We start from the raw sequence: 21,226 nt of genomic DNA, 5'->3' as shown, positions 1-21,226 counted from the left end.
TTTTCGTCTCCCAAATACCCAAAGATGAGAAACGCCCCGGCCCGCCGGCGGCGGTATTTTTCGGATCATTGCATTTTGGGAGAATAAACATGGCCGGCCAGCCGGAACTGAAGAAGCCGGAAATCAAGCTATACAATACGCTGACGCGCGAGGAGACGGTCTTCAAGCCCATCGATCCGCTAAACGTCCGCATGTACGTCTGCGGCCCGACGGTTTATGACTACGCCCATATCGGCAATGCGCGACCCGCCATCATCTTCGACGTGCTGTTCCGGCTGCTTAGGCACGTCTATGGCGCCGAGCACGTTACCTATGCGCGCAATATCACCGACGTCGACGACAAGATCAACCTGCGGGCTCTGCGCGACCACCCCGGCTTGCCGCTGAACGAGGCTATCCGCCTGGTCACCGAAAAAACCGAGACGCAATATCTCGAAGATGCCACGGCTCTCGGCTGCCTTGATCCGACCATCCAGCCGCGCGCGACCGAAAACATCGCGCAGATGATCGAGATCATCGAAAAGCTGATTGCCAAGGGCCACGCCTATCAGGCGGAGGGCGAAGTGCTGTTCGACACGAAATCCATGGCGGATTACGGCGCACTTTCGAAGCGCAATCTCGATGAGCAACAGGCGGGCGCGCGCGTCGCCGTCGATGCGCACAAGAAGAACCCCGGCGACTTCGTTCTCTGGAAGCTTTCGAGCCATAACGAACCCGGCTGGGAAAGCCCTTGGGGCCGCGGCCGTCCGGGCTGGCATATCGAATGCTCGGCGATGAGCCAGCGCTATCTCGGCGAGGTCTTCGATATTCACGGCGGCGGGTTGGACCTGATCTTCCCACACCACGAAAACGAGATCGCCCAGTCTCGTTGCGCCCACGGCACGGATGTGATGTCGAATGTCTGGATGCACAACGGCTTCCTGCAGGTCGAGGGCCGCAAGATGTCGAAATCCGAGGGCAACTTCGTCACCATCTACGAGCTGCTGCACACCGAAAAATTCGGCGGCCGGAAGTGGCCGGGCGAAGTCTTGCGGCTTGCGATGCTGATGACGCATTACCGCGAGCCGATCGATTTTTCGATCAAGCGGCTAGAAGAGGCCGAACGCCTGCTGGCGAAGTGGCCAGCGGCGGATGCCGGCGACGCGTCGCCGGACGCGGCAGTACTGAACGCGCTTGCCGACGACCTGAACACCGTCGCCGCCGTTCAGGCGCTTCATGCCCTGGCGCAGTCCGGCAACGCCGCCGCCTTCGCAGCGAGCGCTGCCCTTCTCGGCGTGGAGCCGAAGGAAACGGAAGTGGATGAGGCGGTCGCCGCCGAGATCGACAGGCGGGTGCGCGCCCGCCTTGAACTCTTGAAGGCGAAAAACTTCACTGAGGCCGACAAGATCCGAGAGACACTGCTTGCCGAGGGCATCCAGCTCAAGGACGGCAAAGATGCCGTCAGCGGCGAGCGCGTGACGACCTGGGAGGTGAGGCGGTGAGGTCAGTGTTATCGGGAAATGCCTCTTCCAAACCCCTCCCCACAAGTGGGAGGGGTTACTGCGCCATGCCGCTTCGCAGCAACACCCCTGTCGAGCATGCAGCATCCACCGAGGTTGCCGCTGAGAATGACCGCGGCGGCGCGAACCAGCCCTCCCCCTTGTGGGGAGGGTTGGAAGGGGTCTTTTCACCACCCATGCCAAACGGGAGGAAGTGTCGATGACCGTCTACACCGGCGGCTGCCAGTGCGGTGCGATCCGATTCCGGGTGGAAGGCGAGCTTTCGCATTCGTCGATCTGCCATTGCCGCATGTGCCAGAAGGCGTTCGGCGGCTATTATGCGCCGCTTGTTTCCGTGCGCGGGGCTGATTTCGAGTGGACGCGCGGCGAGCGGAAGACATTCCGTTCCTCCAATTTCGTCGACCGCGGCTTCTGCGGCGATTGCGGCACACCGCTGACCTATGAGGCGCCGGATGGGATAGCGATTGCAGCTGGCGCGTTCGATGATCCGGCTCTTCTGCCGCCGACGATCCAGTACGGCATCGAAGGCAAGCTGCCGTTCACGGACAAACTGCACGAGCTTCCCGGCACACGTACGGAAGACGACGTCGAGACAGCCCCATTCATCAGTGAGATCGTCTCCTATCAGCATCCAGATCACGACACGACAGAATGGCCAGAGGAGCGCAAGTGACGGCGGGAACAAGCCATAGCGGCGGATGCCAATGCGGCGCAGTGCGCTATCGCGCGGCGGGCGAACTCGGCTATCCGCATATCTGCCATTGCCGCATGTGCCAGAAGGCGGCGGGCAACTATTTCCTGCCGCTCGGGGCGGTCATGCGAACGGATTTTGCGTTGACGCGCGGAAAACCGAAGTGGTTTCGCTCTTCCGATCTCGTGCGCCGCGGCTTCTGCGGCGATTGCGGCACGCCACTCTTCTACGACATACCGAGTGCCGAGTCCGTCAACATTACGCTCGGCTCGCTGGACGATCCCGATGCGGTCAGGCCGGTGATGCAATCGAATACTGATCGCAAGATGAGCTGGTTTCACGCGCTGGACGCCCTGCCGGTAGAGCCCGACGCCGGGAGCTCGGAGCGCGAAGAAGCGATCGCGGCCAGCAATCATCAGCATCCCGATCACGATACGAACCACTGGCCATTCGGAGCACAGACATGAGCGAACCTATCAGAACAGGCGGGTGCCAATGCGGCGCCATACGCTTTCGTATCAGCGGCAAGCTGGGGCGTCCGTCTATCTGCCATTGCCGCATGTGCCAGAAGCAGTTCGGCGGCTTCTTTTCGGCGCTCATTACCGCGCCGGAGGAGGGCGTGGAGTGGACGCGTGGCGAGCCGAGCTATTTCCAGTCCTCGATCAATATCGACCGCGGTTTCTGCAGCAGTAGCGGCACGCCGATGACCTACCGGCATCCCGGCGGGCTGGAGCTTGCGATCGGCACCTTCGACGACCGCAGCGATCTCGCGCCGCAGATCCAAGTGAATTACGACTGGCGTCTGCCCTGGGTCGAAACGATCTTCGACACACCGGTTCACCGGGATCCCGATTACTATGCCCGGCAGGAGCAGATCATCTCCTTCCAGCATCCCGACCACGACACCGACGTATGGCCCGCGAAAGGCTTGAAGATATGACCGAAGTGCTGCGTACCCTCTATCCTGAAATCGAACCCTATGCTTCGGGCCATCTCGATGTCGGCGACGGCCATGTGATCTACTGGGAACGCTGCGGAACGCCGGGCGCCAAACCCGCCGTTTTCCTGCACGGCGGCCCTGGCGGCGGCATTTCGCCCGTGCATCGCCGCCTCTTCGACCCGGCGCTCTACGACGTGACGCTGTTCGACCAGCGCGGCTGCGGCAAATCCACGCCGCATGCGGATCTGAACGCCAACACGACGTGGCATCTCGTTGCCGACATCGAGCGGCTGCGCGATATGGCTGGGGCCGAGAAATGGCAGATCTTCGGCGGCTCCTGGGGCTCGACACTGGCGCTCGCCTATGCCGAAAAGCATCCCGAGCGGGTCTCCGAACTCATCGTGCGCGGCATTTATACGCTCACGAAAGCGGAACTCGACTGGTACTATCAGTTCGGCGTTTCGGAAATGTTCCCGGACAAGTGGGAACGCTTCATTGCGCCCATTCCGCCGGACGAGCGTCACGAGATGATGCAGGCCTATCACCGCCGCCTGACGAGCGACGACAAGGCAATCGCGCTCAAAGCCGCGCATGCCTGGAGCATCTGGGAAGGCGAGACGATCACGCTGCTGCCCGAGCCGTCGACTAGCGGCAAGTTCGAGGAGGCCGAGTTCGCCTATGCCTTCGCCCGCATCGAGAACCATTTCTTCGTCAATGCCGGCTGGCTGGAGGAAGGCCAACTCATACGCGAGGCGCACAAGCTCAAGGATATTGCGGGCGTCATCGTGCATGGTCGCTACGACATGCCCTGCCCCGCCCGCTTCGCCTGGGCGCTGCACAAGGCCTGGCCGAAGGCGGAATTCCACCTGATCGAAGGTGCGGGCCATGCATTTTCCGAACCCGGCATCCTGGATCAACTGATCCGGGCAACGGACAGGTTTGCAGGGAAATAAAGGCCTATGATGCGCGTCGTGGATACCCCCCTCTGCCCTGCCGGGCATCTCCCCCACAAGGGGGAAGATCGGCTGTCCGCACCCGCTCATGCAACCATCGATGCAGCGGGCGAGAGACGCCGCATATTCTCAATCTTCCCCCTTTTAGGGGAGATGTCGGCTCTGCCGGCGGAGGGGGATGAGCCGCACGGCATAAGATCAAATGCTTCGGAGGCACCTCGGTGACCAGAGAAAAAATCTACCTCTTCGACACGACGCTCCGCGACGGGCAGCAAACGCCCGGGATCGACTTCTCGGTCGAGGACAAGATTGCGATTGCGACCATGCTGGACGAGTTCGGCCTCGATTATATCGAGGGCGGATATCCGGGCGCGAACCCGACGGACACCGCCTTCTTCGCAGAGAAGCGCACCAGCCAAGCGGCATTCGTCGCTTTCGGCATGACTAAGCGGCCGGGTGTTTCAGCCTCCAATGATCCGGGCCTCGCAGCGCTGTTGCAGGCAAAGAGCGATGCGATCTGTTTCGTCGCCAAGAGCTGGGACTATCACGTCAAGGTCGCGCTCGGATGCACCAACGAGGAAAACCTCGCATGCATCGCCGAAAGCGTGAAGGCAGCCGTCGCCGCCGGAAAGGAGGCGATGGTTGATTGCGAGCATTTCTTCGATGGATACAAGGCCAATCCAGCCTATGCGCTCGCCTGCGCCAAGACCGCCTATGAAGCGGGTGCCCGCTGGGTCGTGCTCTGCGACACCAATGGCGGCGCGCAGCCGCCCGAGATCCACGCGATCGTCGATGCCGTGATTGCGGCAGGCGTTCCCGGTCACTGTCTCGGCATCCATGCGCATAACGATACGGGCCAGGCGGTCGCCAATTCGCTTGTGGCCGTCGAGGCCGGCGTGCGCCAGATCCAAGGGACGCTCAACGGCATCGGCGAGCGTTGCGGCAATGCCAACCTGGTGACGCTGATCGCGACGCTGGCCCTGAAGGACACCTACAGCACCCGCTTCGAAACCACGATCGATGCCGAGCGGCTGGTGAACCTCACCCGGCTTTCCCACGCCTTCGACGAGCTTCTGAACCGCTCGCCGGACCATCAACTGCCCTATGTCGGCGCTTCGGCCTTCGCCACCAAGGCGGGCATCCATGCCTCCGCTCTGCTCAAGGACCCGCGCACCTACGAGCATGTGCCGCCGGAAAGCGTCGGCAATTTCCGCAAGGTCATGGTCTCCGACCAGGGCGGCAAGGCGAATTTCATTAATGCTCTGAAACGCCGGGGCATCGAGGTCGCCAAGGACGATCCGAAGCTCGACCGGCTGATTTCCATCGTCAAGGAGCGCGAAGCTTCCGGCTACGCCTATGAGGGGGCGGATGCGAGCTTCGAGCTTTTGGCCCGCCGCACGCTTGGCACCATCCCGGAATTCTTCTCGATCGAAGGATTCCGCGTGATGGTCGAGCGCCGCTTCGACTCGCACGGGCGGGTGAAGATCGTCTCGGAAGCCGTCGTGAAGATGGTGATCGACGGCCACACGATCATGTCGGTGGCGGAAGGCGACGGCCCGGTCAACGCGCTCGACCTGGCGCTACGCAAGGATTTCGGCAAGTACCAGCACGAAATCGACGACCTGGTTCTCGCCGACTTCAAGGTGCGTATCCTCAACGGCGGCACCGAAGCCATCACGCGTGTACTGATCGAATCCACCGACAGCGACGGCCTGCGCTGGTGGACGGTGGGCGTGTCGGAAAACATCATCGACGCCTCGTTCCAGGCGCTGATGGATTCCGTGATCTACAAGCTGATGAAGAACCGGCAGCTGGCGGGCAAGATCGCGGCGGAGTGAAGATCACGGCTCCTCGAAAGAGAGCCCCCACTCCTGTTCGCCGTAACACTCTTCGCCTTGGGGGGCGGTCCGCCAGCGGAAACTGCGAACCTGCAACAGCCGGCGGCTGCGGAAGGCTTCCGCCAGACCGTCATGGCGACCGGCCGGCGGAGGTTCTTGGCCCTCCGCCCAGACGAAGGAGACCGGCTGGATGAAGCGCGCGCCAAAACCTCTGGCGCGCCGCTCTATAAGCAGGAAGCCTGCCGAACGGGTGAAGCCGGTCGCTCTGCCATTTTCGACCGCGGGGATTCCGAGCGGAAACAACAACCGCCCACTCACGCCCAGGTTTTCGATCCAGGCGGCCGGCGGATGGTCGAGCGCGAAATTGGCGTAGATGACGTCGGCGTCTTCCTTCGGCCATTTGGCCGCATCGCCCTGCACGACCTCGATATTGGGATAACCGGAAAGGTTTTCCCGCGCCTTTTCGGCCAGCGCTTCGTCGTATTCGACGGCGACGACCTTGCCAGAGGAGCCGACGAGTCCGGCAATGATCGCAGTGTAATAGCCCGTCCCGGCACCCAGATGGGCAACCGTCTCGCCCTCCCGAATTCCAAGCGTATTCAGGGCGGACGCGTGAAGGGAGGGCATGCCGTTGTTGACCCCACGCCTGGTATTGAGACCTATCAACAAGTCCTGATAAAGCACGACCGGATCGGTGGAAGCCATTTCCCGATAATGGCGGAAGTCGTTGTAGAGCCAGGGCGGCGGACCGACGAATTTTTCACGCGGCACTTTGGCAAGGGCTGCAAGTAGCCTGTCGTTCTTCGCAACACCTGCCTTCGCCAATATCTGGCGGGCATAAATCTGCCGGTATGGCGGCTCATCCTCGAAAGCCATGCGTCCGCCTCAAAAGCGCTGACAATCCATTCACCGAAATGAATTGGTCTATTCACGGCACTTAAGCTAATCGAGATCGGAAGAAGAACAAAGCTGGAAACACCTGATGTCTGCCGAAGCGAGCCCTCCCGCCATCAAAAACGAAGATAGTGCGCGCGGTTTCGCCTTTGCGCTGACGGCTTATCTTCTTTGGGGATTCCTGCCGATCTACATGAAGGCGCTGGCGCATATTTCGCCGGCCGAGGTGATTGCGCATCGCGTTCTCTGGTCTGTTCCGATCGCCGGCCTCGTGCTGTTCGCGCTCGGACGTACGCAGGAAATCCGTGACGCGCTGCGCTCGCCGCGCATGCTCGCAATGGCTGCGCTGACGGCGGCACTCATCACCGTCAACTGGGGTACCTATGTCTGGGCGATCGGCGCCGGACATTCGCTCGATGCCGCCATGGGCTATTTCATCAACCCGCTGATCAGCATCTTCATGGGCTCGGTGCTGCTCAAGGAGAAGCTGCGCCCGGCTCAGATCGTCGCAATCGGCCTGGCGGCCATTGCCGTTGTCGTTCTCGCCGTCGATGGCGGCGGGCTTCCGTGGGTGGCGCTGACCCTCGCCTTCAGCTGGGCCTTCTATGCCTTCTTCCGCAAGACATTGCCGCTTGGCCCCAACCAGGGCTTCCTGCTCGAGGTACTGATTCTCAGCGTTCCGGCCGTCCTCTACATCGTCTATCTGGAGTTCTTCAGTGGCGAAGGCCACTTCGTTCAGACCGGCTTCAGCGATACAGCACTGCTCTTCGGCTGCGGTATCGTCACTGCCGCACCGCTGATGATCTACGCCAACGGCGCAAAGCTTCTGAAGCTCTCGACGATCGGCATCATGCAGTACATCGCGCCGACGATGATCTTCCTGATCGCGATCTTCGTCTTCCACGAACCGCTGGATACAGCGCGCATGATCGCCTTCCCGCTCATCTGGGCAGGCCTCGTGCTCTATACGTGGTCAATGCTGAACGCAACGCGCGGGCGCTGAGCGCCCGCCTCACATCTTCGAAATCACTGCATCCTCGCCCTCACGGTCGGCAGCGAGTTCCGCTGCCTGCGCCATGATGGCTGGAACGATGCCGGAGACGTCGTCGATGACGAGCGGCTGCACGCGATGGGCGGTGTGCACGAAACCCTCATCCGTCATGTGCTTCATCAGTTCCATCATCGGGTCCCAGAAGCCTTTGATGTTGGCGAAGACCATCGGTTTTTCGTGACGGGCAAGCTGCGCCCAGGTCATGATCTCGACGATTTCCTCCAGCGTGCCGATCCCGCCCGGCAGCGCCACGAAGGCGTCGGAACGCTCGAACATCAGATGTTTGCGCGCATGCATGTCCGGCGTTACAATGAGCTCGTTGAGCTGGCCGAGGGAATGGCGCGTCGCCTCCATGTCGATCAGGAATTCGGGGATGATGCCGGTCACCTGCCCCCCATTGGAAAGCACGCCGCTCGCAACAGCACCCATGATGCCTTTGGTGCCGCCGCCATAGACGAGCCGCAGGCCGTATTCGGCGATTTCTTTGCCGAGCGCGCGCCCGGCGGCCATGTATGCCGTATCCCGTCCGGGCCTCGACCCGCAGTAGACACAGATGGACTGAATTGAATGAGATTGATCGCTCATATGGGAAAACAACTATTCCATGCCTGCGCAGTCAAGGAAAATGACAGAAAAGCTGCGCGTTGAGCCTGCGTCATTGCTTTGAATGCTTGTGAAAAGCAACGGGAATCGCTAGCAATTTTTAGTACTACGGCACATTTGCCGTCTGGGGAGAGTGAATGATGAGAAATCGTGCCGGCTTGCTGGCTTTCGCAGTGCTTGCAGTTGCGATCCTTCTGATGGTCTTCGTGGTCATGCCCCGGATCGGCGAAGACCCATCGAAAATCGGCGATGCCATCAATCAAGCAGGCTCCGAGGTCAAGAACACGGTTGAAGAAGCCGGCAAGAGCGCACGGAACGCGGCTGCCGACACGGCGGCTACGACCGAGAAGCTCGGCCGTCTCTCGGCCGATGCAGGTCAGTCTCTCACGCAACTTAAGGCGCTCTTTGCGGACGGCAAGGGTCCGGCGACCGAAGCATTCGATGCCGCCAAGACGAAGGCGGCGGGCTCGCTGAAGGCGCTCGCCGACTTCGCAGTCCCCGAAGGCATCGATCCGGCGACCGCAGCCGCCGCCACGAAAGCCAAGGACGGCGCGGCAAAGGCGCTGGCAATCGTCCAGGCCCTGCCGGAAAACATCGCCGACGCGCTTGCCGCCATTAACAAGGCCGAAGCCGAGCTGTCCGGCGCGATGGGAAGCCAGCCCGCGGCAAGCCCACCGGCGACCGATGCGAATATCGGATCGATGCTCCCGGCTTTCGACGTCCTGCGTGTAGAGCCGGACGGGTCCACCGTCATCGCCGGGTCGGCCACGCCCAACAGCAAGCTCGAAGTCATGGACGGCGACAAGGTCGTCACTACGACGAATGTCGGCCCGACCGGCGATTTTGCCGCCGTCCTCGACAACCCGCTGCCGCCCGGCGACCACCAGCTCGTGCTCAAGGCGACCGGCCAGGACGGCAAGAGCCTGACTTCCGAAGAAGTCGCAACCGTTTCCGTGCCGAAGGACGGCAGCGGCTCCGAGCTGCTCGCCATGGTTTCCAAGCCAGGCGCAGCGAGCCGCATCATCACGGCGCCGACGGCCGGTACGCCTGCTGCTCAGCCCGCAGCAGGCGAACAGGCTTCCGCTCAGCCCGGCCTGCCAGACGGCTCGCCCGAGATTGCCAATACCGCACCGGCAGTTCCGGGGGCACCGCAGGCAGGCGCAAGCGATGCAGCTTCTTCGGCACCGGCCGAGGTGATGGTCAACGCAGTTGAAATCGAAGGCAAGAAGATCTTCGTCGCTGGCACCGCCAAGCCGAATGCCAACGTGATCGCTTATGCGGACGACGCCCTGATCGGCAAGGCAACAGCAGGCGCCGACGGCCATTTCGTTATCGACGGCGTAATGGACCTTTCGGTCGGCGACCACAAGATCCGCGTCGATGTCGTCGACGGCAGCGGCAAGGTGCTCATTCGCGCCTCCGTCAACTTCACCCGCCCGGCAGGCGACCAGGTCACCGTAGCGGCGCAGCCCGGCAACCCGCCCGCAAACGAGGCTGGTGCCGCGATGGTTCCCCTCGATGAAGGTGAACTCGGCAAGCTGAGAGCCGATGCGGGTAAGGCATTTGGGCTGCTGAAGGGCCTTTTTGCCGATGGCAAGCTTCCCGGCGCCGAGCAGCTTGCGGCAGCGCGTTCGGCAACCGAATTCGCGCTTCGCTCGATCGCCGAATTCCGTCCGGCAGCAGAAGCAACGCCTGCCTTCAAGCAGACGGCGGGCGCAGCCTCGCAGTCGGCCTCAAGCGCGCTCGCCATGCTCCAGGCACTGCCGAAGGATACAAAGTCCGTAGGCGACGCTCTCGGCAAGCTTGGGACGGCGATTGATGGTCTTACAGCCACGCCAGCGCCAAAGGCAGCCGGTGCACCGGCTGCAAACGAAGCAGCGGCCGACGCGAGCCAGCCGAAGACGATCGAGCAGGCGCCACTGACGGCGAACAACACCGCCGTCATCATCCGCCGCGGCGACACGCTGTGGCAGATTTCGCGCCGCGTCTATGGCCTCGGCGTCCGCTACACGACGATCTACATGGCCAACGAAACTCAGATCAACAATCCGGACCGCATCCTTCCCGGCCAGATTTTCGGCCTGCCGAAGGAAGCCCTGCCGAACGCCGAAGAGCTTCATCGCAAGCGCCTTTCAGGCGGGCACCTCTAAGCCGAACCAGGTGACGGAAAGGCCGGGCCGATATAGCGCCCGGCCTTTGTCTTTCCCCGGCTTTTCACATGTTGCATTCGCACGCCGCGCACCCTATGTGGCGGAGACGGCGATCCTGTCTGCGGAGGCTCAATCGGGCATCTCCGCTTTTTGCACTTTTGCCGTATCGAAACGCCGCATCCGCGGCCGAGCCCGACCGGGCTGGAGATAGGCATGGCAAACGGCAAGACGGTTTCGGAATCCAACCTCCTGCGGACGCTCTTCAATCTTTGGCCCTACATGTGGCCTTCCGGCCGGACCGACCTGAAGATGCGCGTCGTCTGGGCAACGGTCTACCTGCTCGTCTCCAAGTTTGTGCTGCTGCTCGTTCCCTATTTCTTCAAATGGTCGACCGATGCCCTGAACGGCCGCGTGGATCTCGCCGGAACCCTGCCGCCGCTCCTCGTCGGCGCGACCGTGCTGGTCATCGCCTATAACCTTACCCGCCTGATCCAGCTTGGCCTCAATCAACTGCGCGACGCACTCTTTGCAAGCGTTGGCCAATATGCGGTGCGCCAGCTCGCCTACCGGACTTTCGTGCATATCCACGAACTCTCGCTGCGTTTCCATCTGGAACGCAAGACCGGCGGCTTGTCGCGGATCATCGAGCGCGGCACGAAGGGCATCGAGACGATCGTGCGCTTCACGATCCTGAACTCGGTTCCGACCGTCATCGAATTCCTGCTGACCGCCGTGATCTTCTGGTGGGGCTACGGTTTCTCCTATCTCGCAGTGACCGCCTTCACCGTCTGGGCCTATATCTGGTTCACGATCCGCGCGTCGGACTGGCGCATCGCCATCCGCCGGACGATGAACGACAGCGATACCGACGCCAACACCAAGGCGATCGATTCCCTCCTCAACTTCGAGACCGTCAAATACTTCGGCAACGAGGAGATGGAGGCCAGACGCTTCGACATGTCGATGGAACGCTACGAGAAGGCTGCGACCGATGTCTGGACCTCGCTCGGCTGGCTGAACTTCGGCCAGGGGATCATCTTCGGCCTCGGCACAACAGTCATGCTTTTGCTTTCAGCCTTTGCCGTCCAGCGCGGCGAGCAGACCATCGGCGACTTCGTCTTCGTCAATTCCATGCTGCTGCAGCTTTCCGTGCCGCTGAACTTCATCGGCTTCGTCTATCGCGAAATCCGCCAGGGGCTTACGGATATCGAGCAGATGTTCGACCTGCTCGACGTGACGCCCGAAGTAACCGATGCGCCGGACGCCGCCCCGCTCAAGATCGGTCAGGGCGCGATCAGATTCAAGGACGTGCATTTCTCCTACGATCCCGCGCGCCCGATCCTTAGGGGAATTTCCTTCGAAGTCCCGGCCGGCAAGACCGTCGCGGTCGTCGGCCCGTCCGGCGCCGGCAAATCGACGCTGTCGCGCCTCCTCTACCGTTTCTACGACATCCAGAGCGGCGCGATCACAGTCGACGGCCAGGATATCCGCCATGTCACGCAAAAGAGCCTTCGCTCGGCGATCGGCATGGTTCCGCAGGATACCGTGCTTTTCAATGACACAGTCGCCTACAATATCCGCTATGGCCGCCCGTCGGCCGGCGATGCCGAGGTGAAGATGGCGGCGGAAATTGCCCAGATCGCGCATTTCATCGAGCTGCTGCCGGAGGGCTTCGAAACAAAGGTCGGCGAGCGCGGATTGAAGCTTTCGGGCGGCGAGAAACAGCGCGTCGCCATCGCCCGCACGATCCTCAAGGCGCCGCCGATCCTGATCCTCGACGAGGCGACCTCGGCGCTCGACACAACGACGGAGCGGGAAATCCAGGCGGCCCTCGACGTCGTTTCCAAGAACCGCACGACACTCGTCATCGCCCACCGCCTGTCGACCGTCATCGGCGCGGATGAGATTATCGTCTTGAAAAGCGGCGAGATCGCCGAGCGTGGAACGCATGCGGCGCTGCTCGAGAAAAACGGCCTCTATGCCTCGATGTGGAACCGCCAGCGCGAAGCAACGCAGGCGGAGGAACACCTGAAGCAAGTGCGCGAAAGCGACGACCTGGGCATTGTTGCCCGTCTCGCGCCGGCAAGCTGAGCGTTCGAACCAAAAAGCCGCTCTGTCGTTTTGCTGTTTAGAACCACGCCATAAGGTCGGGCGGAAGCGGCACGGCATTGCTCCCGCAGGACTTTTTCTATAACCAGCGGGAACGAAAAAGCGCGAGGAGACCAGCGTCGATGAGCTTGCTCAATACCGTTCGAAACACCATCGTTCCGGTGCACAAGGAAGGCTATGTATTCGTCGCCGCGTTCTTCGTAGCTTCGCTGATCCTTGGCTGGATATTCGAGCCACTCTTCTGGGTCGGCCTCGTCCTGACGCTCTGGTGCGCTTACTTCTTCCGTGATCCAGAGCGCATGACGCCGCAGGATGATGACTTGGTGATCTCGCCGGCCGACGGCAAGGTCTCTTCGATCCAGATGGTGACGCCGCCCGCCGAGCTCAACCTAGGCAACGAGCCGATGCTGCGCATCTCCGTCTTCATGAACGTCTTCAACTGCCATGTAAACCGCGCGCCGATGCGCGGCCGCGTCGTGAGCATCAACTACCGGTCTGGCAGCTTCGTGAATGCCGAGCTCGACAAGGCCAGCGAGGACAACGAGCGCAACGGGCTGGTGATCGAGACCGTCCACGGCCAGATCGGCGTCGTGCAGATCGCGGGCCTCGTCGCCCGTCGTATTCTGTGCTGGGCCAATAACAACGAGCCGCTGGATGCCGGCGAGCGTTTCGGCCTTATCCGCTTCGGCTCCAGGCTCGACGTCTTCCTGCCGGCCGGCGCGGCAGCACGTGTTTCGCTCGGGCAGACAGCGATTGCCGGCGAAACGGTACTTGCTGAATTCGGCTCCCCCAAGGGACCCGTCATCAGCCGCCGCAGCTAGAACGAATGGAGCGTGCTATGGAGACGCCTTTTCCGCCCTTCGAACCGAACGGTCCGAACGATTCGGCGCGCGGTCCGCGGCTCCGCGAAATTCCGCTACGCCTCGTCGTTCCCAATCTCATCACGATTCTGGCGATCTGCGCGGGCCTCACCGGCATCCGCCTCGCTTTCGAAAGCCGCTACGAGCTGGCGGTGATAATGGTGCTGCTGGCCGCCTTTCTCGACGGCATCGACGGGCGCATCGCCCGCCTGATGAAAGCAACCTCCAAGTTCGGCGCGCAGATGGATTCGCTCGCCGACATCGTCAATTTCGGTGTCGCGCCCGCTCTCGTCGTCTATGTCTTCGCGCTGGACAGCGCGCGCTCCATCGGCTGGATCGCCGCGCTGATCTATGCGATCGCCGCAGGCCTCCGCCTCGCCCGCTTCAACGTCATGGCGGAACGGGAAAACCGCGCGCCTTGGCAATCCGAATATTTCGTCGGCGTGCCTGCCCCCGCCGGTGCCATGCTAGTGCTGCTGCCCGTCTATCTCGGCTTCCTCGGCCTCACCGAAGACCGCACCTTCGCCTATATCTCTTCGGCCTATACGGTTCTGATCGCTTTCCTACTCATCAGCCGCCTGCCCGTCTGGTCCGGCAAGTCGGAAGGCAGCCGCTTGCGGCGCGATCTGGTGCTGCCGCTGATGCTCGGCGTCGTGCTCTATGTCGCTCTCCTGATGAGCTTCACCTGGGAAGTCATGGTGTTCACCGTCATCGTCTACCTGCTGTCGCTGCCCTTCGGAGCACGTAAGTGGCGATTAAAGTACGGCACGCTCACGATCGAAGAACCGGGCGACGGCGACGACGATATCGGCCGCCACATCTGATTTCGTACTTCTCCCGGTAAGCCCCGACGAACACCAGGCTTCGCATCAAGCCTCGCGCAATGTGCATTGCGTACACAATTCCTGATAAACCATGCCTCTATTTTGTCGTTATTGGCGACAAAAGAGCAGAACAATAAGAAGTCTAGGGAAGCGCGTAAGGAGAGTATCGTGACCTCGAAGAAGACAGACCAGGCGGAACAAGCGGCAAAGCCGGATCTGAGCACACATTACCGCCCGCTCGGCCTCAAGGCGGTTCTGGCCGCCGCGCTGATGCTGAAGAGCAAGCCGGCCCTCGTCAAGAAGATCGCCTAAGCCGGACGGAAGATGCGAACGAGCAGGCTGATCGCCGGCAGGCTCGGGACGATACCGATGATGACATCGAGAACCCGCCACGCGGCGGGGCGAATACCAGCTGCAGCAGACGCGCCAAAAAACCAGAGGAACGACGCGACGGCAGCCCGTAGGCGATCCTGTCCGAACCCAAACCCGAAAGGGCAGCCGTGATCGAGAACATTGGGTTTCAGGAAAATGCTGAATGATATGGGGTTTCAGAAGAAGCTAAGCTGGCCGTCGCCAGCTTTCTTGCCGGGCGATTTCGGCAGCGTCTCGATCACCACGGGCGTCTGCAGATCGGCTCCCATGTTGGCGACCTTGTTGACCTTGTCTGCGACGGGGATCGCTTCGAAGAAATCCTCGTCCGCCGGCTGCATCAGACCGGCGACATCGCGCGGTTCCTGCGTCTTGCAGTCGAGCCAGCCGGCGAAATCCTCCGGCTTGATGACGACCGGCATGCGGTCATGGATGGTTGCGATGGAAGCGTTGGCCGCCGTGGTCAGGATCGCGCCCGTATCGACTTCCGAACCGTCGGCCGACGACCAGGTCTCCATCAGGCCGGCGAAGGCAACCACGCCGCCGCGGCGGGGCCTGATCCAGTAAGCCTGGGATTTTTCGCCGCTTTCTTTCGAGGGACGATGCCATTCATAAAAGCCGGAAGCCGGGACGAGGACACGGCGATGGCGCATCGCGGCGCGGAAGGATGCTTTGCCGATTGCGGTTTCGGCCCGCGCATTGATGAGCAGCGGAAATTCCTTCGGATCCTTGACCCAGGACGGCGTGAAACCCCAGCGCACCAGCACGGCGCGGCGATCCGGGAGATTGCTGCCACGCCCCTGCGCTTCGCCGGAAACGACGACGAGGATCGGCTGCGTCGGCGCAATATTGTAGCGCGCGGGAAAGTCCCCGAGCTCCAGCAGCCCAAGTATCTCCTTCAATTCCTCCGGGGTCAGCGTCAATGCATAGCGTCCGCACATGACGTTGTCTTTGCACCCTGTTTCGCAACGGTCAAGGCGCAACCCTAGCTGCGCGGCCCGAAGAGAAGGATCGCCGTTCCGGCAAGGCAGGCGGCCGCCCCGCCGATATCCCAGCGGTCCGGAACACGGTTTTTCCGCAAGCCACAGCCAGACAAGCGATGCGACGATATAAATGCCGCCATAGGCCGCGAAGGTTGCGCCCGGCCGCCTCGCTCGGCACCAGTGTCAGAAGCCAGGCGAAGAGGGCAAGCGCGACCATGCCCGGCGCGAGCCACCCAATCGGCTTGCCCAGCCTCAGCCAGGCCCAGAAGGCAAAGCCGCCCGCGATTTCGAAGAGTGCTGCAAAAGCGTAGATGATATAGGTCAGGGTGCCCCTTCCCTTCGAATCGGCGATTGAATATTCAAAACGAGAATACGGAAATCCCGGCTGAGTGAAGAGACGGCAAGTCATGACTTCAAAACCAAGAGCCGCGTCTTCAGCGATCCTCGAGCGCGACGGCCGCTTTCTCCTCGTGCTCCGCCGCAACCCGCCGTCTGCGGATATGTATGCCTTTCCCGGCGGCCGGGCGGAGGATGGCGAGACGCCTGATCAAACGGCGCTGCGCGAATTTGAGGAGGAAACCGGCATCCGCGCCTATAGCCCGCAGCTCTTTGCGACCTACGACCTGAAGGCCCATGCCGGCGACGGCAGCGTCAGCAGCCACTTTCTCCTTTCAGTCTTCACCGTTGAGGCTGACGAGCAAGCGGTGGCCGAGGCGTCGGACGACGCAGCCGCTCTCGGCTGGTACACCGTCGAGGAAATCCGCCGCTTGCCGGTGCCGCAGTCGGTGCTTGAATGTGCCGAACGGCTCTCCGTGCAACAATAACGGCGTGGATAGTCATCAGCCTGCCTTGTTCCGGTCACGGCGCAGGTATCATCTAGCAACATGATTCCCGTTCAACGCGTTTTTCTGTCTCTCTTTGTCTGCGCCGGTTCGGCATTAGCGGCTGCGGGATGGGCGCAGGACAAGGCTCCGCCGGCGGTCCCCGAAGCCGTGCCGGCAGCGCCCGTTGCCGTGCCTTACGACGACAAGCTTTCGCGGCTGGCGGAGGTGATCGGCTCGGTCCACTACCTGCGCACGCTCTGCAAGGCGCCAGACGGCGGCGAATGGCGAAGCGACATGCAAAAGCTGCTGGATTCGGAGACGAAAGACGAACCGCAGCGGAAGGAAAAGCTGACGGCGGCGTTCAACCGCGGCTACCGCGCTTTTGCTTCGGTCTACACCGATTGCACTTCATCAGCCATCGTGGCAGAAGAGCGCTACCGTAACGAAGGTGCAACACTCGCCACAGAAATTACCTCGCGCTTTGGAAATTAGGGATAAATTAACCTGTTTTCACTCGCGCACGTGTCGTTTTGGGAAAAGGCTGATAGAGTTGTTAACCAGGCAGTAAGGCATGCAATTTGAGGAAGAGATGATGGAACCAAGCCTCAATGACATCGACGACATGATCGTCCACGAAAAGATGCAGGCGGCTCTGGAGTACCACAACGAAGCCTGGGCCGACGGTATGGCTGACGGTATCGAGCCAGAGATCATTGCCGACACGGCAATCGTGCAAGCGCTGCGCGAAACGATCCGCCGCCATGGCGAAAAGGGTGCAGAGGCGCTGCTTGATTCGTTGCGCGAACGTATGCTGGGTGGCGAATTTTCTCCGAACCGCACCCTGCAATAATAGAGAGTCCCATGCGTACCGGTAAGGACACCGAACCGCGGCTTTCGATCGCGCCGCTCCTGCTCGCTGTTTGTCTCAGCGCCGGCATTCTGGCGGCTCCTTCGGCAAATGCTCTTTCTGAACTCCAGAAGATTCCGGGCCAAGCCGATCCGCAGGCGGCCGATCAGAAAAATTCCGGACAGTCCCAGACACCGTCTTCAACGTCTCCGGGCGTGCCGATGCCAGATCCCCTCGTCAGCAAGGACCAAGGCAGCGACACGACGCCCGGCGCGAGTGACGATTCGAAGCCTGTCGAAGTAATCTACGACATCAGCAAGGTGCCGGAGCCGGTGCGCCGCATGCGCGAGCAGATCGTAGAAGCCGCGGCATCCGGCGACCTGGAGCGCCTGCGGCCGCTCTTCGGCACCGGTGCCGAACAGACGCAAGTGTCAGTGGGCGAACCGACGGACGACCCGATCGGCACGCTGAAAGATCTATCGGGTGACCCGGACGGCGACGAGATCCTCGCAATCTTGCTCGACGTGATCTCGACCGGTTTCGTGCATGTCGGCGCAGGCACGCCGGACGAGATGTATGTCTGGCCTTATTTCGCCGAGAAGGATTTGAAGGCTCTGACCCCGCCGGAACGCGTGGAACTGTTGCGCATCGTCACTGCGGGCGACCTTTCCGACATGCAGGAATTCGGCGGCTACAATTTTTACCGTCTCGGCATTACGCCCGCCGGGAAATGGAAGTTCTTCACGGCCGGCGACTGAGCTTGGCTTTCAATCCGGCTTGCAGCCAGCGCACGGAACACTTACTTCTGAGCGATAACGAACGCGACAGGTTCCACCATGCCAGCCGTCTTTCTGAAGGATCGCGCGCTTATCCGCGTCAGCGGGGCTGACGCCGAAGCCTTTCTGCACAATCTCATTACGACCGACATCGTCTCGCTTTCCGCAAGCGAAGCCCGGCCGGGCGCGCTGCTGACGCCGCAGGGCAAGATCCTGTTCGACTTCATGATCTGGCGCGAGGGTACCGATTTCATCATCGAGACGGACGTCGGCCAGCGGGATGCGCTCTTGAAGCGGCTGGCCATGTACAAACTGCACGCCGTTGTGACACTTGAACCGGTCGAAGAGCAAGGCGTTACCGTGTCCTGGGACGAAGAGGCCGCGGAAGGCGTGGCCGACAGCCGCTTTGCGAAGGCCGGGAGGGTGCTTGTGCGCCGCCGCGGCAATCATGGCACGGCGGATGCCATGCTTTATGATGCCCTGCGCGCTGCGTATGGCGTTGCGATTTCCGGTGCGGATTTCGCCCTCCAGGACGCGTTTCCGCATGACGTGCTGCTGGATCTGAACGGTGGTCTTTCCTTCAGGAAGGGATGCTATGTCGGTCAGGAGGTGGTTTCCCGCATGCAGCATCGCGGCACCGCGCGCCGGCGTGTCGTATCGGTCAGCGCCGATGCCGATCTGCCCGTCACGGGGACCGAGATCACCGCTGCCGGAAAGCCGGTCGGCGCTTTGGGCACCGTCGTCGGCAGCAATGGGCTTGCGATCGTCCGCATCGATCGCGTCGGCGAAGCCATCGCAAGCGGCATTCCGCTGCTGGCGGGAGAGACGACCGTTTCGTTAAGCCTGCCGCCCTGGTCCGGCCTCAGCTTCCCTGCGAGCGCCGACGAGGCGAACGCGTGAGCAAGGAGCCGCGCGCATGGCAGCGCATGCTGTCTGGCCGACGCCTGGATCTGCTCGACCCCTCGCCGCTCGATGTCGAACTCACCGATATCGCCCACGGCCTCGCGCGTGTGGCGCGTTGGAACGGCCAGACCTGCGGGAACCATGCCTTCTCCGTCGCCCAGCACTGCCTCGTCGTCGAGGACATCTTCCGGCGCTTCAACGATGCGACGCCGGACGATTGCATGATGGCGCTGCTGCACGATGCCCCGGAATATGTGATCGGCGACATGATTTCGCCGTTCAAATCAGTCGTCGGCGGCGGCTATAAGGCCGTGGAGAAGCGTCTCGAGGCGGCGGTTCACCTGCGCTTCGGCCTGCCGCCGCACCCGTCACGGGAACTCAAGGACAAGATCAAGAAGGCCGATACGATCGCGGCCTATTTCGAGGCGACCTGCCTGGCCGGCTTCACGCCTGTCGAAGCCCGAAAATTCTTCGGCCAGCCGCGCGGCATCAGCAAGGACATGCTGTTGATCGAGCCGCTTCCGGCGCTGGAGGCACAGAGGCTCTTCTGCGAGCGCTTCGAGGCGATCGAGACGATGCGGAGGAGCGCGAAACCATGACGAGGATCGTCGTCTCGCCGCTTTGCCGGATCGCCGAAATGGCGGTTCGCCACGGCGCGCGGGAAATGATCAGCCTGATGGCAAAGGAACAGGCCTTCCACCGGCCCGGCGTAATTGCCGCCGACCGCCACCTGCTCCTGTACATGAACGACATCGCCTTCAAGGGAACGGGAAATCTGGTCGCACCTGAGGAGGCGCATGTGCGCCAGCTGATCGATTTTGCCGCCGCCTGGGACCAGCGCTCGCCTCTGCTGATCCATTGCTGGATGGGAGTTTCCCGCTCTCCCGCCGCCGCCCTGATCGCAGCGCTTTGGCTTGCGCCGGACCAGGACGAGATGGCGCTGGCAAAGCGCCTGCGCAGCGCCTCGCCCTATGCGACGCCCAACGCCCGCATCGTCGAAATCGGCGATGTGCTTCTCCAGAGAAAAGGCCGTCTGGTGGACGCCGTCCGCGCCATCGGACGCGGTGCTGATGCCGATGGCAATGCGCCTTTCGTGCTCTCGGTGACGACAGAATTTGACGGTTGACGCTTCTGCCGCCTGCCCCATCTAGCTTTGGCATGGAGCAGGCAACGGACGTCATCGCGGCAACCCGCACCGCGCTCAACGAGGCAAGCGCGCTTGCCGTGCAATACTCGTTCGCGATCCTCGGAGCGATTATCCTTCTGATCGCCGGCTGGGTCATGGCGAGCTTCGTGAGCCGTTGGGCCTATGAAGGCATGTCGCGAGTGCGTGGCATCGACGAAACGCTGGCGCGTTTTTTCACAAATGTCTTGCGCTATGCTCTGCTGATCCTCGTTTTTGTCACGGTTCTTGCCCAATTCGGCGTTCAGACTGCGTCGATCATCGCTGCTCTTGGCGCTGCGGGCCTGGCGATCGGCCTGGCGTTGCAGGGAACGCTGCAGAATATCGCGGCGGGTATCATGCTGCTCATCCTGCGCCCCTTCCGGGTTGGGGAATATATCGAGACGAGCAGCGTCTCGGGCACCGTTCGCGAGATCGGTCTCTTCGCCACGGAGTTCAAGACATTTGACGGGCTCTATCGGCTCGCTCCGAATTCGATCCTTTGGAACACGCCGATCACCAACTACAGCCGGGAACCAACGCGCCAGAACGAGTTGAAGATAAGCCTCGCCTATGAAGACGATGCCGATGCCGCCATGGAGCGATTGCTCGGCTTTGCCAAGGCCGACCCGCGCATCCTGAAAACGCCAGCCCCGGCCGTCTTCATCGACAGCATGAGCGGCGCAACGATCGGTCTCACGCTGCGCTATTGGGCCAAGAGCGGGGACTGGTGGGGCGTGAGCCGCGACATGATCAAGCGTGCCAAGCTCGCCATCGATCAGGCCGGGCATCTCATTCCCCTATACGGCGCCGAAGCACAGTCCGGGTCGGCGGCGGTCGCCGATGCCGAAATGATAGCCGGAGAGCCTGCAATGCCAGAACGAAAAGCCCGCCGGTAGGCAACAGGCACTCCGGCACGGAACGTTTTGACTCTCCATCGGTTACCCTCC

23 protein-coding genes and 1 pseudogene are annotated in these 21,226 nt (G+C 61.8%); 20 read left to right on the top strand and 4 right to left on the bottom strand.

Annotation, left to right across the window (positions count from 1 at the left end):
* The first annotated feature begins 89 nt into the window (after positions 1–89).
* The 6 genes from cysS (at position 90) to cimA (ending at position 5,921) form a co-directional block, all read left to right on the top strand.
* Positions 90–1,481: a cysteine--tRNA ligase gene (gene cysS, locus A3C3_RS0111085; RefSeq protein ID WP_022714674.1), complete on the top strand. Its 1,392-nt coding sequence runs from the start codon at positions 90–92 to the stop codon at positions 1,479–1,481.
* 217 nt (positions 1,482–1,698) lie between these two features.
* Positions 1,699–2,172 (top strand): GFA family protein, encoded by a 474-nt coding sequence (locus A3C3_RS0111080; protein ID WP_022714673.1) that lies wholly within the window; start codon positions 1,699–1,701, stop codon positions 2,170–2,172.
* Entirely contained in the window at positions 2,151–2,657 is a 507-nt protein-coding gene (locus A3C3_RS0111075; protein WP_145611874.1) for a GFA family protein, read from the top strand. The genes A3C3_RS0111080 and A3C3_RS0111075 overlap by 22 nt, the downstream gene beginning before the upstream one ends.
* Positions 2,654–3,130: a GFA family protein gene (locus A3C3_RS0111070; protein ID WP_022714671.1), complete on the top strand. Its 477-nt coding sequence runs from the start codon at positions 2,654–2,656 to the stop codon at positions 3,128–3,130. Before A3C3_RS0111075 ends, A3C3_RS0111070 begins: the two co-directional genes overlap by 4 nt.
* Positions 3,127–4,083 carry a prolyl aminopeptidase gene (gene pip, locus A3C3_RS0111065; RefSeq protein ID WP_022714670.1) on the top strand — a complete coding sequence of 319 codons (957 nt, stop codon included), beginning with the start codon at positions 3,127–3,129 and terminating at the stop codon, positions 4,081–4,083. The genes A3C3_RS0111070 and pip overlap by 4 nt, the downstream gene beginning before the upstream one ends.
* Positions 4,084–4,304: 221 nt before the next feature.
* Positions 4,305–5,921 (top strand): citramalate synthase, encoded by a 1,617-nt coding sequence (gene cimA / locus A3C3_RS0111055; protein WP_022714668.1) that lies wholly within the window; start codon positions 4,305–4,307, stop codon positions 5,919–5,921.
* A 3-nt stretch (positions 5,922–5,924) separates the two neighbouring features.
* Here the strand turns inward: cimA and A3C3_RS0111050 are convergent, their stop codons facing one another.
* Entirely contained in the window at positions 5,925–6,797 is an 873-nt protein-coding gene (locus A3C3_RS0111050) for a protein-L-isoaspartate O-methyltransferase family protein (protein WP_022714667.1), read from the bottom strand.
* 106 nt (positions 6,798–6,903) lie between these two features.
* On the opposite strand from A3C3_RS0111050, the gene rarD reads away from it, so the two are divergent.
* On the top strand, positions 6,904–7,818 hold the full coding sequence (rarD, locus tag A3C3_RS0111045; RefSeq protein WP_022714666.1) for an EamA family transporter RarD: 915 nt from the start codon (positions 6,904–6,906) through the stop codon (positions 7,816–7,818).
* A gap of 9 nt (positions 7,819–7,827) precedes the next feature.
* Here rarD and A3C3_RS0111040 read toward each other — a convergent pair whose 3' ends face one another.
* Positions 7,828–8,451 carry an LOG family protein gene (locus A3C3_RS0111040; RefSeq protein ID WP_028739564.1) on the bottom strand — a complete coding sequence of 208 codons (624 nt, stop codon included), beginning with the start codon at positions 8,449–8,451 and terminating at the stop codon, positions 7,828–7,830.
* A 155-nt stretch (positions 8,452–8,606) separates the two neighbouring features.
* Here A3C3_RS0111040 and A3C3_RS0111035 point away from each other — a divergent pair, with 155 nt between their 5' ends.
* The 5 genes from A3C3_RS0111035 (at position 8,607) to A3C3_RS46025 (ending at position 14,724) form a co-directional block, all read left to right on the top strand.
* Entirely contained in the window at positions 8,607–10,619 is a 2,013-nt protein-coding gene (locus A3C3_RS0111035; RefSeq protein ID WP_022714664.1) for a LysM peptidoglycan-binding domain-containing protein, read from the top strand.
* Positions 10,620–10,832: 213 nt separating this feature from the next.
* The gene (locus A3C3_RS0111030; protein WP_022714663.1) at positions 10,833–12,710 is read left to right on the top strand and encodes an ABCB family ABC transporter ATP-binding protein/permease; all 1,878 of its coding nucleotides are present in this window, start codon (positions 10,833–10,835) and stop codon (positions 12,708–12,710) included.
* A gap of 77 nt (positions 12,711–12,787) precedes the next feature.
* Positions 12,788–13,549, top strand: a complete 762-nt coding sequence (locus A3C3_RS0111025) for a phosphatidylserine decarboxylase (RefSeq protein WP_267903853.1) — start codon at positions 12,788–12,790, stop codon at positions 13,547–13,549.
* 17 nt (positions 13,550–13,566) lie between these two features.
* A complete protein-coding gene (gene pssA / locus A3C3_RS0111020) occupies positions 13,567–14,412 on the top strand; it encodes a CDP-diacylglycerol--serine O-phosphatidyltransferase (protein WP_022714661.1) in 846 nt (281 codons plus the stop codon).
* Between the two features lie 168 nt (positions 14,413–14,580).
* Entirely contained in the window at positions 14,581–14,724 is a 144-nt protein-coding gene (locus A3C3_RS46025; protein WP_022714660.1) for a hypothetical protein, read from the top strand.
* A 236-nt stretch (positions 14,725–14,960) separates the two neighbouring features.
* Here the strand turns inward: A3C3_RS46025 and A3C3_RS0111010 are convergent, their stop codons facing one another.
* Complete coding sequence (locus A3C3_RS0111010) at positions 14,961–15,722, bottom strand: SOS response-associated peptidase (RefSeq protein ID WP_022714659.1); 762 nt, start codon at positions 15,720–15,722, stop codon at positions 14,961–14,963.
* Positions 15,723–15,766: 44 nt separating this feature from the next.
* A pseudogene (locus tag A3C3_RS41415) lies at positions 15,767–16,089 on the bottom strand (YnfA family protein).
* Between the two features lie 82 nt (positions 16,090–16,171).
* Between A3C3_RS41415 and A3C3_RS0111000 the strand changes: the two are divergent.
* The 8 genes from A3C3_RS0111000 to A3C3_RS0110965 all read left to right on the top strand — a co-directional run bounded on the left by A3C3_RS0111000 (position 16,172) and on the right by A3C3_RS0110965 (position 21,175).
* A complete protein-coding gene (locus tag A3C3_RS0111000) occupies positions 16,172–16,588 on the top strand; it encodes an NUDIX hydrolase (protein ID WP_022714658.1) in 417 nt (138 codons plus the stop codon).
* 60 nt (positions 16,589–16,648) lie between these two features.
* Complete coding sequence (locus A3C3_RS0110995; protein WP_022714657.1) at positions 16,649–17,080, top strand: TIGR02301 family protein; 432 nt, start codon at positions 16,649–16,651, stop codon at positions 17,078–17,080.
* Between the two features lie 100 nt (positions 17,081–17,180).
* A complete protein-coding gene (locus tag A3C3_RS0110990; protein WP_027507415.1) occupies positions 17,181–17,438 on the top strand; it encodes a hypothetical protein in 258 nt (85 codons plus the stop codon).
* Between the two features lie 11 nt (positions 17,439–17,449).
* On the top strand, positions 17,450–18,193 hold the full coding sequence (locus A3C3_RS0110985) for a hypothetical protein (RefSeq protein WP_022714655.1): 744 nt from the start codon (positions 17,450–17,452) through the stop codon (positions 18,191–18,193).
* Between the two features lie 78 nt (positions 18,194–18,271).
* Entirely contained in the window at positions 18,272–19,111 is an 840-nt protein-coding gene (gene ygfZ / locus A3C3_RS0110980) for a CAF17-like 4Fe-4S cluster assembly/insertion protein YgfZ (RefSeq protein WP_022714654.1), read from the top strand.
* A gap of 26 nt (positions 19,112–19,137) precedes the next feature.
* Entirely contained in the window at positions 19,138–19,713 is a 576-nt protein-coding gene (locus tag A3C3_RS0110975) for an HD domain-containing protein (protein WP_051154457.1), read from the top strand.
* On the top strand, positions 19,710–20,240 hold the full coding sequence (locus A3C3_RS0110970; RefSeq protein WP_022714652.1) for a tyrosine phosphatase family protein: 531 nt from the start codon (positions 19,710–19,712) through the stop codon (positions 20,238–20,240). The genes A3C3_RS0110975 and A3C3_RS0110970 overlap by 4 nt, the downstream gene beginning before the upstream one ends.
* Before the next feature lie 32 nt (positions 20,241–20,272).
* On the top strand, positions 20,273–21,175 hold the full coding sequence (locus A3C3_RS0110965; RefSeq protein WP_022714651.1) for a mechanosensitive ion channel family protein: 903 nt from the start codon (positions 20,273–20,275) through the stop codon (positions 21,173–21,175).
* Positions 21,176–21,226: the final 51 nt, after the last annotated feature.

This window comes from Rhizobium mongolense USDA 1844 (assembly GCF_000419765.1).
In the GTDB taxonomy this organism is placed as follows: Bacteria; Pseudomonadota; Alphaproteobacteria; order Rhizobiales; family Rhizobiaceae; genus Rhizobium; species Rhizobium mongolense.
This window is presented reverse-complemented; position numbering and strand designations above follow the sequence as displayed.